This is a genomic window from Bartonella sp. CL70QHWL (assembly GCF_042194855.1).
Classification (GTDB): domain Bacteria; phylum Pseudomonadota; class Alphaproteobacteria; order Rhizobiales; family Rhizobiaceae; genus Bartonella.
Genome location: NZ_JBHINJ010000002.1, coordinates 143,302 through 161,615 on the forward strand (window position 1 = coordinate 143,302; position 18,314 = coordinate 161,615).

The 18,314-nt window shown below is 38.9% G+C and carries 20 protein-coding genes; 6 read left to right on the plus strand and 14 right to left on the minus strand.

Annotated features, from left to right (window positions below; genetic code table 11):
- Positions 1-10: 10 nt before the first annotated feature.
- Positions 11-247 (minus strand): hypothetical protein, encoded by a 237-nt coding sequence (locus tag ACFIJZ_RS01820; protein ID WP_273723886.1) that lies wholly within the window; start codon positions 245-247, stop codon positions 11-13.
- Between the two features lie 343 nt (positions 248-590).
- On the opposite strand from ACFIJZ_RS01820, the gene ACFIJZ_RS01825 reads away from it, so the two are divergent.
- From ACFIJZ_RS01825 to ACFIJZ_RS01850, 6 genes are all read left to right on the plus strand, one after another.
- On the plus strand, positions 591-2,741 hold the full coding sequence (locus tag ACFIJZ_RS01825) for a transglycosylase domain-containing protein (protein ID WP_375630862.1): 2,151 nt from the start codon (positions 591-593) through the stop codon (positions 2,739-2,741).
- Between the two features lie 17 nt (positions 2,742-2,758).
- A complete protein-coding gene (locus tag ACFIJZ_RS01830) occupies positions 2,759-3,355 on the plus strand; it encodes a DUF1214 domain-containing protein (protein WP_273791544.1) in 597 nt (198 codons plus the stop codon).
- Positions 3,348-3,887: a hypothetical protein gene (locus ACFIJZ_RS01835; RefSeq protein WP_375630863.1), complete on the plus strand. Its 540-nt coding sequence runs from the start codon at positions 3,348-3,350 to the stop codon at positions 3,885-3,887. The genes ACFIJZ_RS01830 and ACFIJZ_RS01835 overlap by 8 nt, the downstream gene beginning before the upstream one ends.
- 533 nt (positions 3,888-4,420) lie before the next feature.
- On the plus strand, positions 4,421-5,206 hold the full coding sequence (locus ACFIJZ_RS01840; RefSeq protein ID WP_375630864.1) for a DUF1499 domain-containing protein: 786 nt from the start codon (positions 4,421-4,423) through the stop codon (positions 5,204-5,206).
- 892 nt (positions 5,207-6,098) lie between these two features.
- A complete protein-coding gene (locus ACFIJZ_RS01845) occupies positions 6,099-6,305 on the plus strand; it encodes a hypothetical protein (RefSeq protein WP_375630865.1) in 207 nt (68 codons plus the stop codon).
- Between the two features lie 8 nt (positions 6,306-6,313).
- Complete coding sequence (locus tag ACFIJZ_RS01850) at positions 6,314-6,547, plus strand: hypothetical protein (protein ID WP_375630866.1); 234 nt, start codon at positions 6,314-6,316, stop codon at positions 6,545-6,547.
- 463 nt (positions 6,548-7,010) lie between these two features.
- Here ACFIJZ_RS01850 and ACFIJZ_RS01855 read toward each other — a convergent pair whose 3' ends face one another.
- The 13 genes from ACFIJZ_RS01855 to ACFIJZ_RS01915 form a co-directional block, all read right to left on the minus strand.
- Positions 7,011-7,241: a hypothetical protein gene (locus ACFIJZ_RS01855; protein ID WP_375630867.1), complete on the minus strand. Its 231-nt coding sequence runs from the start codon at positions 7,239-7,241 to the stop codon at positions 7,011-7,013.
- Between the two features lie 294 nt (positions 7,242-7,535).
- On the minus strand, positions 7,536-7,958 hold the full coding sequence (locus tag ACFIJZ_RS01860; RefSeq protein ID WP_375630868.1) for a helix-turn-helix domain-containing protein: 423 nt from the start codon (positions 7,956-7,958) through the stop codon (positions 7,536-7,538).
- Positions 7,959-8,049: 91 nt separating this feature from the next.
- The gene (locus tag ACFIJZ_RS01865; protein WP_375630869.1) at positions 8,050-8,268 is read right to left on the minus strand and encodes a hypothetical protein; all 219 of its coding nucleotides are present in this window, start codon (positions 8,266-8,268) and stop codon (positions 8,050-8,052) included.
- Positions 8,261-8,467 (minus strand): hypothetical protein, encoded by a 207-nt coding sequence (locus tag ACFIJZ_RS01870; protein ID WP_375630870.1) that lies wholly within the window; start codon positions 8,465-8,467, stop codon positions 8,261-8,263. The genes ACFIJZ_RS01865 and ACFIJZ_RS01870 overlap by 8 nt, the downstream gene beginning before the upstream one ends.
- Positions 8,400-8,627: a hypothetical protein gene (locus ACFIJZ_RS01875; RefSeq protein WP_375630871.1), complete on the minus strand. Its 228-nt coding sequence runs from the start codon at positions 8,625-8,627 to the stop codon at positions 8,400-8,402. The genes ACFIJZ_RS01870 and ACFIJZ_RS01875 overlap by 68 nt, the downstream gene beginning before the upstream one ends.
- Positions 8,624-9,289, minus strand: coding sequence for a lysozyme (locus ACFIJZ_RS01880; protein WP_375630872.1), 666 nt, complete (start codon positions 9,287-9,289; stop codon positions 8,624-8,626). The genes ACFIJZ_RS01875 and ACFIJZ_RS01880 overlap by 4 nt, the downstream gene beginning before the upstream one ends.
- 13 nt (positions 9,290-9,302) lie before the next feature.
- On the minus strand, positions 9,303-11,012 hold the full coding sequence (locus tag ACFIJZ_RS01885) for a hypothetical protein (RefSeq protein ID WP_375630873.1): 1,710 nt from the start codon (positions 11,010-11,012) through the stop codon (positions 9,303-9,305).
- 6 nt (positions 11,013-11,018) lie between these two features.
- A complete protein-coding gene (locus ACFIJZ_RS01890) occupies positions 11,019-11,282 on the minus strand; it encodes a hypothetical protein (RefSeq protein WP_375630874.1) in 264 nt (87 codons plus the stop codon).
- Between the two features lie 9 nt (positions 11,283-11,291).
- Positions 11,292-12,272, minus strand: a complete 981-nt coding sequence (locus tag ACFIJZ_RS01895; RefSeq protein WP_375630875.1) for a phage tail protein — start codon at positions 12,270-12,272, stop codon at positions 11,292-11,294.
- On the minus strand, positions 12,265-13,257 hold the full coding sequence (locus ACFIJZ_RS01900) for a transglycosylase SLT domain-containing protein (protein ID WP_375630876.1): 993 nt from the start codon (positions 13,255-13,257) through the stop codon (positions 12,265-12,267). Before ACFIJZ_RS01900 ends, ACFIJZ_RS01895 begins: the two co-directional genes overlap by 8 nt.
- Positions 13,257-15,503: a hypothetical protein gene (locus ACFIJZ_RS01905; RefSeq protein WP_375630877.1), complete on the minus strand. Its 2,247-nt coding sequence runs from the start codon at positions 15,501-15,503 to the stop codon at positions 13,257-13,259. Before ACFIJZ_RS01905 ends, ACFIJZ_RS01900 begins: the two co-directional genes overlap by 1 nt.
- On the minus strand, positions 15,496-17,259 hold the full coding sequence (locus ACFIJZ_RS01910; RefSeq protein ID WP_375630878.1) for a hypothetical protein: 1,764 nt from the start codon (positions 17,257-17,259) through the stop codon (positions 15,496-15,498). The genes ACFIJZ_RS01905 and ACFIJZ_RS01910 overlap by 8 nt, the downstream gene beginning before the upstream one ends.
- Positions 17,259-18,314 (minus strand): tail fiber domain-containing protein, encoded by a 1,056-nt coding sequence (locus ACFIJZ_RS01915; protein ID WP_375630879.1) that lies wholly within the window; start codon positions 18,312-18,314, stop codon positions 17,259-17,261. Before ACFIJZ_RS01915 ends, ACFIJZ_RS01910 begins: the two co-directional genes overlap by 1 nt.

The following is an 18,314-nucleotide window of genomic DNA, read 5'->3' on the forward strand; positions in this document are numbered from 1 at the left end:
CTGCCAAAAACTAATCAGCAGGAACAAAAAACTCAACACGACGTAACTTTTCACCATTACGGGCTGGTACAACAACTACAATTGCACACATGTCCTTTCCATCCTGAACAACCGGTTTTGAACGGACGAGAACCCCGCTCTCTTGCGCGGCAGCCTTCTTACCTACTTCAGCACACCCAGAAGCTAGAACAGAATCTGCTCCTAAAAAAGCTGCTATTATTACGAACAAGAATTTTTTTTTCATCATAAATATTTCAATAACCCATCTCTTCTCCTTGATAAAGGATAAAAGAAATAATGGTTTTTTTTAGTCGATTTAAAAATCACAAATGGAAATAATTTATCCTCTATCTTACAGAAGAACATATTAACATTACTCCAAATTTTTAAAAAATCAAAAAAATATTTTTAATAATGAGAATAAAATTTATTCAATAAAATAATAAAATATTAATACACTATCTTACGAAAAATGAATAATTCTAAAATAAACTCTTTCTCTGTTAGCACTATAGCAAAAAAATACTTCTACTCCATATAATTATTGTAGATTTGTTTGGTTGTATTTCTTTGCCATAGGCTCTCTTTAAATGTTTGATTTTTTTAAAAAAAAGAAAGGGCAACATCGTAAGCCATTTCACAGTCCTGCTCTCATTGAATTAGACGCACGATTAGACACAGCGCTTTATCACATTCGTTCTGCTAACAGTTTTTTCTGGAAAAAGGCAAAAATCGTCTCACAAAATTTTCATCTTCAAGGATGGAAACGTTTTATCGTTGAAGTTCTCGATGAAATACTGACATTAGGGTTGATGGGATTTACTCTTTTCACTATTTTGGGCATTTCTGTTTTTGAAGTGACCAAAACAGATTGGTCTTCTCCTAAAAACTTTTCCATTCTTTTTCTAGATCGCTATGGAAATTCCATTGGGCACCGTGGTGCACTGCCGGCGATCTCTGTCCCCGTTGAAGAAATGCCTGACACTGTTATTAAAGCGGTTCTCGCTACAGAAGACCGTCGTTTTTTTGATCATTGGGGCATTGATTTTCAAGGACTTACACGGGCAATTTCACAAAATATGCAAGCTAAAGGTGTGGTGCAAGGTGGTTCAACTCTCACACAACAATTGGCTAAAAATTTATTTTTAACAAACGAAAGAACCATAACACGTAAAATCAAAGAAGCTTATCTTGCTCTTTGGCTAGAAGCAAATTTTAGCAAAAAGCAGATTTTACAACTTTACCTTGACCGGGCCTATATGGGAGGAAACAATTTTGGTATTGCCGCAGCAGCAAAATTTTATTTTGGAAAAAACATACGTCATGTCTCTTTAAGTGAATCTGCTATGTTAGCAGGACTCTTTAAAGCTCCAACAAAATATGCTCCTCATAGTCATCTCTTTGCGGCTCAAACACGTGCCAATATCGTCCTTTCTAATCTTGTTAATAGTGGCTTTATGACGAAGAGCCAGATTATCAATGCGCATCGCCACCCTGCTAGGGCACTTCCCCAAATAGAAAATAATCAGCCTGATTATTTTCTTGATTGGGCATTCGAGGAAGTCAAAAAAATGCGCAATCAACTTCCAAGCCATAGTTTAATTATTCAAACGACTCTTGATCCAAATATTCAAAAAGCAGCAGAAGAATCAATTGCATATCATTTACATCAGTATGGTCAACAATATCGCGTAACACAAGCTTCCACTGTTATACTCGATAATAACGGTGCCGTATGCGCAATTGTTGGAGGACAAGATTATAAAAAGAGCCAATTTAACAGAGCAACACAAGGCGGACGACAAACTGGTTCTTCATTCAAACCTTATGTTTACGCAACCGCACTGGAACACGGACTTTCTCCCTCGACAATCGTTTTAGATGCTCCGATCAATTGGGGAGGTTGGACACCAAAAAATAATTCGGGCCGTTATTTGGGGAAAATTGATTTAGCAACAGCTTTAGCTTTTTCTATTAATACAGTCCCTGTGTATCTCACCTATCAATATCTTCACCGCGATACCCAACCTATCATAGATCTCATCAAGAATATGGGGATTAACGCGCATATTTTATCACACAAAACGATGGTTCTTGGCACTTCCAACATGACCCCCATGGATCAAGCAACTGGCTTTAATGTCTTTGCGAATGGTGGGATAGCTGGTAATCGTCATGGGTTCACGCAAATCAGAACAATTGATGGGCATGTGGTATGGGATTTCGAGCATAACGGAAATAAGTTACACCGAGTTCTCAGCAGACAATCAGCTGCTTATATGAACCAAATGATGGTGGGTGTCACAACACGAGGGTCTGGTAAGCGTGCTGCTCTGCCCATGACTCTCGTCGCTGGGAAAACTGGAACATCACAATCCTATCGTGATGCTTGGTTTGTTGGCTTTACTGGCAATTATACTGGAGCGGTATGGATGGGAAATGATAACTTTTCACCGATGAATCGTGCTTTTGGGGGTGGAGTTCCTGCCATGATATGGCAACGCATCATGCTTGCTGCACACCAAAATATTATGCTCAAACAACTCTATGGTGTTAAAGATTCTCTTCTTCCTTATCATCCCCCAATACTTTCCTCCCATGCAGATTCTGAATTTTTTTCCCCAATACCCTCTACGCTTTCTCCTGAAACATTGAATATTGTGCGATTGATTAACAAAGATCTGAAAAAACCATCTGCAATTTCTTTGAAGGTGAAAACAACTGGAGATTCAACATTTTGAATTCAAGATATTCACTGATGTTTTTTAATATCACCATTTTCTTTTTTATCTTCGCTTTTTCCATTTTATGTGGAAAACTGAGTGTCGATTATGTGCTCAATTCCTTTCCTCATTTTGAACGCTTTAGAATTGGAAAATGGAGTGCTTATCCAAAAATGGGAACCGCCAATATGGATCCTTATACCCGCGCCCGCACGACCAAACGAGGCATTGTTTCACTCGGACGCACTGAAGGTCTTCAATTCCAGATTTGGCAAGACAACCAAGGGCGTCCACTCCACCCCCACTGTCATTATTTACTCAAAGGCACCATCCCTGAAACTCGTCTTTTCACCCTTTATACAGCTGACAAATCCCTAAAACCCTATACTTCATCCAAAGAAATACCTTTTGAACTCCACACGAATGCTATTATTTATGAGCATGATGGCTCATTGCGCATCAATATTTCACCTACACCACAAGCTGGCAATTGGCTTGCAACAGTTAGTCAAAAAGAATTCGGGCTTATTCTTACCTTATACGATACCTCAATCATCTCTGCAACGGCATTACAAAAGCTTACAATGCCATCAATAGAACAAATTCCATCAGGACAAATAAATTGTGACTAGATTTATTCATACCGCACTTCTTGCAATCATTGGCGCTATTATCGTTCATATTTGCGTTCTCTTTCTGATCCCCTATTGGGCACAAAATAATATATGGACAGCACTTAAAAAATCCGGAGCCCCTTATCAATTTGTTGCTTTTACTCCCGATAATCCTATTCAACAATCTGCTGATCCCCTCTTTCTTCTTAAAGTCTGCAGATTTAATCTTGAAAATGGACCTGTTCATTTAAAAGCTTTGAAAACACGACAATTTTGGTCACTAGCAGCCTACTCACACAAAGGAATTATTTTCTATAGCCTTAATGACCGAACAGCCCCTGATAATACACTCGATCTTATTATTGGAAAACCAATACAAATCATAGAACTCAAAAAATCAAAACCTAAAAAAAATGCCAATTCAGTTTTGGTTGCTAAAAATTTGAATGAAGGTTTTGTCATTTTACGTATTTTTGCCCCTTCTTCACTTGCAAAAAAAGAAAGTGAATCTTTTCTTTCATCTGCGACCTGCCGCATATTTTATGAATAAAAACGGAGTAACCTCTCATTTGTACAATACCTTACTTTCTATACAAAATACATGAAGCCTATCAAAATGGTTATCTTTTTCTCTATTAATTGAATCTTCGAATTCAGATTTATCTGATTATAAATCCCTCAATTTTTTATTGAGATAGAATGAAATCTCTATTGCACATCATCATATCCTATTTGATTACGCATTATCTGACAGAAAAAACTCCCAGCAATCAGAAGAGAAAATCAAGAGTAAAGTTCTAGAAAAATATGCTGCTAACAACCGTAAAACTTGTTATTTGAGTTTATTTCTTTTTATTTACAAACATTCCCATAAAATTCGCATCAATGACATGATAAACTATAGAAAAAATACTGATTACCTTCAATGAAGTGCAAAAATAATCGCTGGAAACTTATAAGACATTATGCATCCTTGACCTCAAAAATAAGTGCTTTATTTTTGTTTTATGAGCATAAGCTTTTTGTAAGATATGCACTCTGAAAAAACTTGGCTTATAGTTTACAATTGAGGGGAAAAACTTCATGAAGAAGAGATATGTTCGGTTCATTTCAAGAGCAGCAGTATGGTCCCCTCGATTTGGTGGATTGTCGTTCTTTGTTTTATTATTTTCATTCATTTTACAACGTTTTTCCGTCATTAACGTAACCGACTTCATAATTTTGATCGGAATCTCTACCGGCTGTGTGATTATTTCTCTTTTTCTTGCTTTAAAAGCACTTTACAGCTTATGGGTCTATGGAGCCCTAGGGGGAATGAAAGCTTTAAAAGGGATCATTTATTCGGTAATAACGGCTACACCACTGATGTTATTTTTTGGACTTTGGTTTACCTTACCGGCTCTTTACGATATTTCTACCGATACACAAAGCCCGCCGGCTTTTTTTCGCACAATACGTCCCAGCGATGCTTTACCGCTCAAAAGTGTTTTGACTGAACAAGCAACATTACAGATGTCACAATGGCCAGAAATATCGGGGCGCCGTTATGATGGCTCACCTGATCGTATTCGCGAATCTGTTCTCAATGTTTTAGCAGCCTATGATTGGCCTGTTGTGGCTCAACGAGAGTTTAAAGGTGAAGAAAATGCGCTTTATATTGAAACAATGGCAAAAACTTTTTACCTTGGTTTCATTTCAGACATTGTGATACGCTTAACCAATGAAGGGGATACAACCTTCGTTGATATGCGCTCTGCTTCTCGTTATTTGCCAAGAGATTTGGGGACGAATGCTGCTTTTATTATCGATTTTATGGATGCCCTTGATACAGAAATCGCGTCACTGCCTCTTTCTCAAGATGATGAATAGAAGTTAGAGGTATAATAAATTATATTTGACTAAATCAGCTTATTTCAAAAATAACTTTTGAGACGTGCAAAAGCAAATAAATCAGTTATTATTTCTCAACAGCTATAAGCATACTGACAAGTTCTTTGACCATCCCCTGGCAACTTATAGCCTATTTTTAGCTCGTCATATGTAGATAAAATATCTGAATTCAAATTCTAAACTTAAATACCATAATTGAATTTACGTATATTTTTTATGCTCAGAAATCTCATCATAAGAGGAGGCAAAAAGACTTCTCTAATAAGGAAATTAAGCATTTCGTACAGGCTTATTTTTCCAATGAGAGTAGAAAATCATATCTCCATCAAGATAGAGAAATCTATTTATCTAATCTGATGTAAACTCACATAGTTACAGAAAAAATCAAAAATAAAAACACACTTATCATCGATGATAAGATTTTACAGATTTTTTAAAATCTGCAAGCATTAAATCTTCAAAAAAAAACATTACAATACATACAAATTCACCGATAATTGTCACAATCAATGATAATTGCAATTTTGTAAACAAAAATAATAATAAAATAAAAAACTAATATCTAATATATTTAAACGCAAAATAAATAAAACAAAACGCCAAAAATAACAAAAAGAACCAACAAAATGTCTTAAGCGACTCCTTTATACTATTTTTCCAACTATCACTACTGTATCTATAAATTAATGCAAATGAAAATATAAAAATAAATATTGAAAACAACATATCAAAAACATTACCAATTAATAGTAAAAAATATTATTACCAATATACATAATGTATAATATAATTTTATAAATAATTCTATTTACAATACTGTTGAATTATGAGACATAATAACTGTTTTTTCTTAACAAAATAATAAAATTAAATGAACAATTCACCTGAAAATCTCGTATCCTTCTCGTGGTTTACTAAAACTACCAAGAAATATATTCATTATGTCATTGAACTTAGTCTTGTGGCCATTGTTTTGCGCTTACTTGGCTTGGTCAATCCTTTTATTTTTCAAGCGATTATTGACCGTATTTTGCCCTTTCAGCGCATAGAAAGTCTTTATGCTATCGTTTCCTTATGATTGCTATCATGCTGTTTAGTACAGCTCTGAGTACTCTATCGGGATATTTAGGAGCTTATTTAGCAAATCGGCTAACTCTAGAATTTGCACGTCGTATTTACACCCATGTGTTAAGCCTCTCTTTGCCTGTCTTACGCACTTGGCAAATAGGAGAGTTGTTCACACGTATTGGAGAGGTTGATATGTTGCTAAAAGTTAATATATTTAAGGAAAAAATTCATAATATAAAAAATAATAATTAATTTCAATATTTCTTTTTTTAAGTTTTTTTCCAATCATTACCTTTGAATATATAAATAAATCTAAAATTCTAATCATAATTGTTGTTAAAAAAGATTTAAAATATCCATAATAAAAAACCCAAATAATTATATATTCACAAAATTACAAAAAATATATAAGCTATAATTTATTCTCATATAACAAACATAATATATTAATAATTATTAACAAAATAATTATTAATATAAAATAGAAAAAATAATATAATTAATCCAAATAATGTTGCTTTTATAGATTCTTTCCAAGTACAATCACTAATTTTTTTAAAAATAATAATATATATGAAGGATCCTATAATTATAAAAAATGGCCATTTTATAACTTTATAAAAAATATCCATTATAATACACCTTAAATTATAATGTATCTCTGAAATTTGTTGTAAAATACTGAATTCAGAGATACTTTTATATTATTTAATAACTAAAAAGGATGACACTCATTATACTTACTTTCCAAACCGTACGCAAACCCTAGCGCATAGCCTGCCATTGCGTGTCCCCCTACAACTTCTAGAGTTAGTGGTCCCGCTACCCAACCGTACGTTAACCCACTTATAATTCCATTAGCCCCACCTACAAGCGCTGTCGAACTCCCAGCAGAGATATAGTCAAAAGGACCACATTTGTCAAAGAAACCTCTTGAACCAAACATATTATTTCTCCTTAATTAATTATTTAAAAAACGTATCCATATGATACACTTTCTATAAAAAACGTGTCTATATGATACATATTCAAGAGAACCTTACCATATTTAGAGCTAACCCACTATAAATAAGTGTTTCTCAACTTACCAGACTTGCTATGAATAGCAACACAGAGGTTAAGGGGGCTAATCCACTCTCAAGCTGAACTTTGATTAACTAATTTCACTAGAATTGGCTGGGGTACCTGAATTCGAATCTTAAATTTAATTGCAATAAGATATTGATTTTATTTATATTTTTTAACGGTTAGGGACCATATAATTAGGTTCGGGAATAGGATTTTCACACTTTCCTTTACAAAGCGCATTCTTTTTGCCAGCTTTCTCTAATAATTTTTTTAATAGTTCTAAATCTTCTTGTGAAATAATGTTTATCAGTCTAGAGAACATACCAACAGCTTCACATCTGAATGTATCAGAAGGCTTTATAGTGAAACTTTTACGACAAGCATCTGATTCTCTTCTCAAAATTTCTGCTACCTCTTGATCTAAAGCATAGAGTTCAATTAGCTTTTCCTCCAGTCCTACAGGAACAGACTTTTTGCCAATTTCTATAGATGATAAAAATGCTACAGATATATCTAATTTTTTAGCCATATCTAAAAGGCGTTCTGAATGATCAATGCGAAGTTTGCGTAAGGTTTTACCAAATGGTGTTGGCATCTAAAAAATCCTATTAAAAAAGAAGCTCTCTCGTGATTCTAGCAGAAATTCTCAGGCTTTCGTTAACTGATTTTTTACTATAATGGTTTTTTTAATTTTTTGAGAACCACTGCTTTAAATGTGCAATGACATTATCTAGCGCATCCATGAGGCGTGCAAAATCAAGGATAAACAAAAAAAGAAAAAATGCTATCCACTTCATCAAGCGAGACATCATTTTCACGCTTTGATAGGTGATGATCATTTCTTGAAGCATTTCTTTTTCTGATTCTGTAAGCTCTGTGTGTTTTTTGGATTTTTTTCTAACCATGTTTCCACCCACACAAGCGTTCACCTAGATTATTGTGCTTTAAGATCTCTCTTGCTAAGTTTGAACTGATGGCGTTCAGATCTTGCCGGCTTAAATAAATAGGTAACCAACCAACACAAGAAGAAGCATATTTATTTGTTGCGCAACCAGTCAGAGAGAGCAGCATGCACATCAGCATCACTTTTTTGATTAACTTCACTTTCCACCTCCAGCCGTGTTGTGGCTGCTTTTAAAGCTTTTTCTGTTTGCTTTTGTTGCTCTGCTTTTTTACCAAGAGTAAAAGCTCTTGCTAAGGCAATAAAAAAAGCGGCTAAAGCCGCACCTGTTACCATCAAGTTTCTTTTCATCCATAAGATCATAGGCGGTGCTCCTGAAAGCGTTTAGCAACAAAGAAAATGCCAGTACATGCGGCTAAAACCATAATGGCGGCTAAAGCCCATTGAATGGGTCCATTGCCCACTAAAAACCCACCAAGACCTGAAAAAGAACCAATAATCGGTGCCAATGCTTCTGCTTTGAGAAACCCTGTTGGCTCTTTGGATTCTACTGTTTGATAATTAGAAGAAACATAAGCCCCTTTCGCCCACAACCCTGCCTCTGCTACACGCCGGTGTACAAGACCTTGTAAACGTTTGCCTCCCGCTTTAGTCCACTTTTGTAATTCGAAGGGAACGGCTTCATAATCCCCCCGATTAAGCCTTTTAAGCAGTGTAGAGTTTTGGAAAGCTGCAATACCCACATTATAACAAAAGGAAACAAGAGCACCGAACTGCTCGTCGCTTAAATTCACACAAACTGCTTTTTCTACCGCCCTCTCATATTGCCGCAAATCTGCTAAAAGCATGGTTTCGGCTTTTTTTTCCGTAATCACCATACCCTCAACAACTGTTGGTTGACCGGCTTTTTTCGTATGACCATAACCAATCGTCCATATGCCAGAAGTATCTTGATAAGCCTGCAAGCGCAAACCTTCCCACTTTTTTAAACAGTATAAACAGTCTTTACTTATTTTCCGTGCCATTGTTCAATTCACCTTATAAATATACCTTTATGAGTACTGCTCCGTCACCACCGTCGCCGCCAATTTTGTCGCTTCCGTGTTTCCCATCAAAATATCCACCGCCGCCGCCGCCGCATTCTTTACCACCTCTACCACCGTTACCACCTTTGTAACTCTCACCACCTTGCCCCATGATAGAACCCTTGCATTGACCACCACCACCGCCGCCGCCGCCAAGAAACGAACTTCCACCGGTACCAGCTCTCTTGCCGTCGACTCCACTTCCTCCACCATTCCCACCAGAAAAAATAAAACTCTCACCACTGATGCCCTCTCTGTTTCCTCCTCCATCGCCACCTTTCCCTCCAAAGTTAACGAGAGTCATGGAAACGGAATATCCTCCTTCTGCTGTAACAAGCCCTTTGATCATTGTTCTACCACCATTGCACAAAATGTTACTGTCATTGCCTTTACCACCACGACCAATGTAAGCTGTTTTTAATTTATCTAAATCAGAACCTTTCATTTTAACATGCACACATTGACCGCCGCCGCCGCCACCATCCTTAACGCCACCACCTCCACCGCCCCAAGCCCATACTTCGATATCGGTGTCAGCAGTAATACCATCAGGCAATGGAATATCTCCGCTTTCTGTCATCAGAATTTCAACAGGTTTTCTAACCCCGCCACCATTGTTGCCGCTACCAGCGCCGCTGCTATTGCTACTATTTGCTTTGATTGAAGCCATCAGTTTGGCTGGTGAGATAAGTGCATCCACTGTCTTTATGCCATCAATCCAGTCTTTTTTTGCAAGAGGTTGAATGAGATCAACTTTTTTCTGTACACTATCCGCTGTTTCTTGTGCGACACTTGCCACAGCTTGTGCCCTGTCTCCTGTTTTTTGTGCGGACTCAGCGGTATTTTTCGCATCTACAGCGTGATCTTGCGCATCTTTCGCTGTATTGAATGCAGCACTCCCTATACTCCTTGCCTCACTTGCTGCATAAAGCCCTTGTTGTGCACTTTCTTGTGCGTGCTGTGCCACATCTTCAATTTTATCAATTTTTGCAACCTGTGCACGTTCTTGAGGGGTTAAAATAAGATGCGTATTCCCCTCTTTCATATTCTCCATATCAAAGGCATCTTTTGCTATTTTATCTGGATCATAGACTAATCTTGACATACCAACAGACTTTAATCCTACAAAATAACTAATGGTATTTTTGAGATCTACCGGAGATATGGGATAATAAACACCTTCACTTCCCTTATGCCACTTTTCTATTGTTGGTTGGGTAGCACTCAACCATCGTAGTTTTGATCTTTCCTCTGTGGTTAAGATCTTTTTTGTAGGACCCTCGTTCATATTTTCCATAGAAAATACATTTGCCCCCACATTATCGGGATCATATGTAGCAGCCTTCATATCGCCAATCCCTAAAGGCGATATTTTTACCCAGCCAGCGCCTGATAAAATCGCATTCTCACGAGCTTCACCACTTGCTTCAATATCGTGGATTGTGACCTTATCTTTGTAAGCAAGAGCTCCAATATCTCTCTTTGCAACAGCATCATCAGCCTTTTTCCCTTGAGCAGCTGTTGCAAAATATTCTACCTGATAAGCTGCTGCACTTCCTACTGAAACAGGTGCAAGAGCCTTACTATTTAAAATACCTTCTTTGACTTCTTTCTTTGTTGCTGGTTCAAGCTTAAATATGTGCGTATGATAGGGTAATGGCATCGCGTTTCATTCCTTAGTAAGTCTGTTTTTGAGATTTTTGGGGATGAGAGACTGTAATTCATCAATAAGTTTTTGCATGATCTCTATGCGTTTATCTGTTGCTTCTTTATATTCTGCCAAAGCGCTTAAAAGATCATGCTGTATGTCGCTTTTGACAAGATCAAGTACCTTATTTAAGGGTGCATGAACCATTCTATTGCTTGCATAAAAAAGGACGCGGATTTGCTCCGCGTCCGCAATATCATCAATAGCAGACGGATTATTGATCATTTGAAAACCTTATGATTTTATGGCATAAACAACCGGTACATTAATAGGGCGCGTTTCTGCCTCACCCGTTGAAGAAAGTGTTACCTTGTGCGTATGCACTCCAGCAGGTTCTGTTATCCCTGAAAGGGTTTGATAGTGATAAGAGGGGTTTCTTCTACCAATATCATTGGCACTCCATCCCACTCCATTATACTGAAACTCGTGTGTATGCTGTCCCGCCGATTCAACACTACAAATATGTGTATGCGATTTAAGGCAATCTTGCTGTATATCGGCAAATTGTCTACTTCTGTCTAAACCGCGACCATTATCAAAGCCGCGCAAAAACACTCCTCTAAAATCTGGAACTTTAAAGGTTGTATCACTGTTTTTTCCCCATTTATCCCCTATCGCCTTGAATAATTGCGGATAATCTTTGCGTTCATAAGTAGCGCCATCACATAAAAGCCAGCCGTTTGGGACTTCTTGCATAGCAAAGGTCGCAATAAAACCACAAGGAAAGGTTTCAACCTTCGGTGGTGGAATGGGAGTAGGATTTAAAAGATACCAGCCCTCAAGACCTTTTGTTAATGCGCCATCATTATAGACTATTTCATAAATACCATTTGTTTGTAACTCACCACCTGTCAATGGTACTATCCCCGTGCTGGTGGCTTTATAGAGTGGCTTTGCTCCTATATTATTCATGTTTATTGTTGTCGTACCAATATTTATACCACGCGCCTTAAAGCGAATAATGATATCGTTTTTATATTTTGCTATTGGCGAAACCGTCGTCAACGTGATTGATGTTGTTTGTTCCTTTCCATTCACAATAAACTTTGAGTCAAGAGAACCACCATTATCGGCAAGATATTCACGTATACGCTGCATCATGACCCGCGCACTATCATTAACAGAACTAGGCGGCTGCCCTTCTGCCCAATTAATGATACTATCGGAATTGGCATTTTGATCAGCTGTGAGTGACCAGTCATAAATATCAGACATGATAAGCCCCCGTTCTTCTTAATAGCTCTTCGCGCAATTGCTCTTCTTTTTGCCGCCCATAGGAACTAACAGATTGCCGCCTAGAGGGATCAATAAGAGGTGTTAAATCTGTCGGTCCCCCAGTCGATTGTGAGAAACCCGCCATGACTGGTTGCTGTAACATTTGTTGCTGTACCATCTGTGCCTGCTGTTTTTGTCGTTCTCCATTCTCTCTCATTAAATGAAGCAAACCGGAAAAGCCCTTTTTAAGAGCACCTGCATCAATACCTTGTGCTTGCAATGGTGTGGTTTCCATAATCTGTCCTGTTAAATTGTCTCTGCTTTCAGGTGCCATCATTCTGTTTGGAAATGGCGTGTCATATGCCATCAATTGGTTGCCCCCTTGATTACCTTGACCCACTTGATTACCTTGAAGTGTCTTTTGAAGCCTCTCAAACCCACACAAAGGACCCTCCTCGTTTGGTGCTGCTTGTCCATTGCTTTGGTTTTGCTGTATCGTTCTCTTCAAAGCATCTCCCGTTTTATTATAAAGCCCATAAATATGATTCATAAAATCCCCTGCTGTAGCTTCCATGTTGCCACCGTTGAGTGTGACTGCCTGTCGACCTAAAAGCTGGCTTGCTGGAATATGTGGATTTTTGATAAGTTTTACTGCCCCTGCTGGTCCTTGTTGGTGTGCGAGGTAAAGCTCTGCCTCTGATGGCTCTCTGCCTAATGCTGTGACTAAATAACGCGTATTATCCTTCGTTAACCGTGCCATAGCATCGGTTGCTTGAAAGGGATCAAACTTATTATTCAGTTGATAGTGTTTTGCTGTTGAATCGAGAAATTGATACAGCCCCCCTGCACTGCTGTTCTTATTTCTTGCATTTGGATTACCATTACTTTCTATCATAGCAACACGTTCAAGAAAGCTTTCTGGTAAACCATATTTTTGTGCTGCCTGTGAAATGGCACGCTTCACTTTGGGATGAAAATTGATCATTAGTTTATAACCGTTCTATCAACGCTGCTATTCAAAATAATGCCAACAAAATTAATGAATTTCGTATAATTTTCTCGTGTTATTAAGCGTTTCTTTTCTGCTTCATGAAACGTCTTAATTAGTTCAACGGCTTTTTCTCTTGCTAACCCAAAATCTCCTTTTTCCCGCGCTGTTATAAGCGCTGCAATATCTCTCTCAGTATCTTTATGGACGCTTGAGAATTTGCGTCCAAATTCTCTTGCGAAATTTTTTACAACTGCCTTGATGAAAGCAATCTTTCCTATACCCATAGTCTGTTGTGCCCCCCTCTCTTCCACTTCACCCATATGGTTTGGCAAGCGTGCAAAAAGCTTTGTTCTTTCCACTTCTGGCTGCAACACTTTCATAAGTTGCTTGGCTTTATCCTCGCCAAAAATACGCTGCAACTTTTCTTGACCATTTTGCGTGTCAAACAAACTCAAAAGATTGTGGTCAAAATTCTGTGCATTGCCTGCCGCATGTTCTAGTTTCGACCGTATACCTTTTTGAAAAGCCTCTTTTTCCATCAACCCAAAATCCGAAAGTTGACTGTTGATTGTGTCGAGATTAACGCTCTTCTTCAGTGCTTGCTCTCCCTGCTCGAGGGCATCACCAATAGTACGCTCGTCATAATAAATTTTCCGTGCTTTAGCATAATCTGGAGAGGACGTATCCAAAACGTCCAGAATGCGTTGTTTGAACAGAGTCAAATCTCGCGCATATCCTTGTTTTCCTTTGATGCGCGCAGAATTAATTTGATCATCCAAAACCTCTTTCATCTTATGTAAAATTCGCATATTCAGCTTTGGATATCCATTGCTCCCTATAACTGTTGCATCCGCTTCATTTGGCATTTGCGCAATTGCTTTTTTATAGGCTTTTTGGAAGGCAGGAGTTTCTTGCAACCGCGATAAATCTTCACGAACAGCATTAGAAATGGGAGAAGCTTTCGCCCTCTCATAAAATGGTTCAGCCTTTTTCTGTGCTTGTTTGATAATCTCTTGCTTTAAATTAAGCGTATCTACTTTTGGACCCATCACATCTGTCAACGCATCCTTTACCCGCAGTGCACTCGCATCTTGTCTAGCTCCCAAACGATTACTTATGAGCGAATATGTATCAGAATCTTTTTTTGCTGCCTTAAAAGCTCTTGTAGCAAGCTCATCATGAAGATCAATAATCATTGAATCAGGACCTCGCTGTTTTAATGCCCTTTCAAGTTTATCAACACCTTCATCCCCTAAAGTTTGGCTTACATCCCTAAGCGCTCTATCGCTTATCTGAAATGCTTCTTTTTCTACACCTTGTGTTATTGGTTCAGTTTTACCAAACAATTTCTCAGCTGTTTTTTTGACAACAGCAGATGTTTTCTTAACACCAGAAGCCGTTACTTTGAATGGTTTTGTAACAAAAGGTGTAACCTTTAAAGCAGAATGTGCCACAAATGGTGTTGCAACGCCTAGCCCTGCACCTAACCCAGCAGACACTAGAGTATCTGCAAGCCCTTCCCCTTCACCACTGCCTGCTATTCCACCATAAATGGCTCCAGTTTTTGCTGCACGCCCCAAGCTAAATTTTGCTGCCTCTTTACTTGCTACTGCTTTCATTGCTGCTTCACCTGCAGCTTTTGCCGCTGCCCGTTCCGCACCCTCTGCTAAAGCAGATTGCACCGCCCTTTCTCCTGCTGCTAAAGCTTTACTGGTTATTTGTGCTCCTGCAACACCAGCTCTACCTCCCAGCACAACATCAGCCCCAATTGCCGCACGAGCAGCAGCAGTAGCCCCTGCCGCGGGTGGAAAGAGGGCAGAAGCAATTACGGGTGCCGCAGCACCCGTTAAATTCCCCGCAAGAGATGCATAAAAATGATCTCGGTTCGCCGCTCTTTGATAATCACGCCATCGCTTTGTCACTTCATTATATTTTTTAACTGCTTCTTCATCTCCCATCCAATAATTAATAGGTCCCAGAGGTCCCGAAGCGAATACTCCAGCTATTTCATCATCATACCCCATAGTTAACCCATGAAGAGCTCCCCATCCAAAAGCACCCGCTGCACTTGGATGTGGACCATCTTCCTCTGTTGCACCATTATTTCCTGTAACAGAACCACTTAGCCTTTCCTTATTCTTCGCGAAAAGCTCTTGAAGCTGTTCTGGTGTATAGTCACTTATATGCCCAATGACTCTTGTGTTTTTACGATTAATAAGAGGGGGGATTACTTCAGCCATTGGTTTGTTTCTCCTTAATGCGTCCATCTCTATCAACGAACAACATGCCTTCCGGCAATGCTTCTATCTGTTTTTCTAGTGGATCATTTGACTGTGCATGATTTCCCTTATAAGCATCTTGCCCATAGGCGGCTCGAACGAGCTCGTTTGTTGCTTCTGCACCACCAAAAAGAATTGCGCGCGTTGCTGCATTGGATTTATTGAAAGTGTCAATAACTGTTTTTAAAGATTTCTTCATTTGCTCTGCAGAAAGATCTTGATACAACGCCGCTACAGAGTTTTGCAATGCTTGCAATTCCATATTAGACAAATTCCCAAAGCCAGATGCGCCATTTGGTGAAAATGCTTTTGCTTTTCTCAAGGCATCAAGCCCGATACTTGCCTTCAATGAATCGAGCATATGCCCAAAATCTTTTGCCTTAGAATTAGGAAGGAACGACATTATAGGACCAGTGAAACCAACAACATGCGGGTGTTCCTCAATAGTTTTTAGCAATTCTTTAGATGCTGAGAGTATACGATTTGACCTGTCTGCTGTTTCCAGAATTCGCATTTGCATTTGTTGGTTTTTACGCTCCTCCTCCTTCTGTTCTTGAATTAATTTATGTTCTGAACCACTGCCTGCAATTGGCACCGCACGTATGCCACCAAGTGCATTTTCATCCTTAACATACATATAACCTGATTCAGGCTTTGACAGCATGCCATCGGTATTCCCCCCTAATCCAGAAGCAGTGGAACGCTGTCCTCCTTGGACAGGTATAATTTTCCCTGTGCTTGTTGAGACTTGGAAAGTCATATCCTCAGGCAATCCCTGCTCTGCCTTTTCTTCCGCTGTCAATGTTCTATAGCCTTCTTGAGGGCTTAACGTGTTGCCTATGATTTTCATGGCAAGATCTGGATATTGCGTGAGTGCTTGCGCATCTTCATCGCTATACCCTTTAGAGCGTAAAAATTGCAAAGTTTGTTTATATTGTGCGCGTTCCTTGTTGCCCTGCCGCATAAGGATAGATGCATTTGAAAAACTTTCTTGTGGTGTCTTTCCTAACGCAAGCCCTGCAAAAAAATCCATTAAATGCTCGGAAAATTCTGATTTTCTAAAACGCTCCCATAAGCTACTTGGATTTGCTCCTGTCTGAACAAAGTTATCAAGTGACTTGATATAATCTGTTTTTTGTTCAAGATCACCACTTGCTTTTAAATGCTCCTCTTCTGGTAAGTGTGCATTCAAATGTTTTTCTTCTTCTATAGGTGCATCAAAAAGCTTTTCCTCATCATTTCCAGAATCATTTTTCAAAGAGTTTTCCGCTATAGATTTCTCATTAAGTTGAGCAATATAATCCATCACATTTTTTTGCTGTCGCCCAGCTTCATCCCCACTAGACTGATCAATGTTCCCAACAAGTGGAGATTGAGGAATCATTGATGCAACACCTCCCTGATCTGAGAAGTCATACTTTTGTTGCTCTGGCGCCTCTTGTACCTTAACAGTATCCTTTGAAACATCCGGCAATGGAGGCATTTGGCGCTTTAAATCATCTGTAGACATAATCAATTCTGCTGGCGTTTTTTTCCCAGCTTGTTCTGTCCCTGCTTGAGAACCACGAATAAGCTCTGTAGGACTCAATTTTTGTGGAGTATTATCCCCATTGCTCACATCAAAAGAGTTTGTGCTAAAAGCAGCAAGTTCCAACGCTTTACGCTTTCTATAAGCTTTTTCACGCTCTAATGCATTTAATTCTTCTCGCCAAAACATCACTGCACCCTTTCCATCTCAAAGCCAAGCTTGCCATAATCCACATGCAAAAAGCCTGTCGCCTTATGCAAGAAAACAGCTTCTGGCTTTGACTTCAAAACATCCTGTGCCATCACCCCGCGATAGCGCTCTGGGTGCCCCTTGTAGTTGTATTCATAGAGTTTATAGCCATTTCTCTGCCCAGCTTCTCTGATGTTTTCTTTTGCTCTGATATCACTAAGCCCAGCAAAAGTACCAAGGATAGTTCCAACATTTCCAACAATCTCCCACGGATTAGGTTTTGGCTGTGGAGTCAATGTCGTCATTTGTCCTGTTCGCGTTCCATAATTTCCAGCAACAGCTCCACCAGCTGTAAGCAACTTACTTAACTGGTCCCAATCAAGATTGTTCTGCTGTTCCCATTTTTGCCGCTCTTCATCCAATTGCCGTTGATGATTGGCATCAAGCACACTCCCTCCCGTCAACGCATTAAGATTTGCCTGACCTTGACCTTGAAAGAAGTTATTGGCGCCCGCCAACTGATTTTGGTTTGCTTGGTCAATGAGACCATTGGCATTCATCATGTTGTTGACATCTTGGTTATATTGCTGTGATAAAGCTTGTGTTGCTATGCCCCCCAATTCATCAGCCAAAACGCCGGTATGCGCACCCGAACCATAACGCCCAGCACCTGCCAATGAACTATTAATAGAGCTTGTTGCTTTATTTAATGCGTTTTGAAGTGCTTCATTAAAGTAAGGGTTATTGCCTATTTGTTGCCCTGAAGCCATGTTCTTTAAGTTTTGGCTTGTTGAATTTTGCCCTGTGGCTAATCCATTTAAAGTGTTGTTATCATAGTTATGCGTATTATTGCTAAGCCCATTAATCGCATTCTTTGTTTGATCACTTAAATCCGCAACACGCTGCCCGTCATAAACGGCTTTTCCGCTGCCTTGGTTATAAAAAGTCATGGCATCTTGAGCTGCGTGTTCAAAAATACCTTTTGCCCATGCAGGGGGTTCATTTGTTTGCGTCGTGTTTTGGGTATTCTGGATTGGTTTAGAACTTTTTCCCAT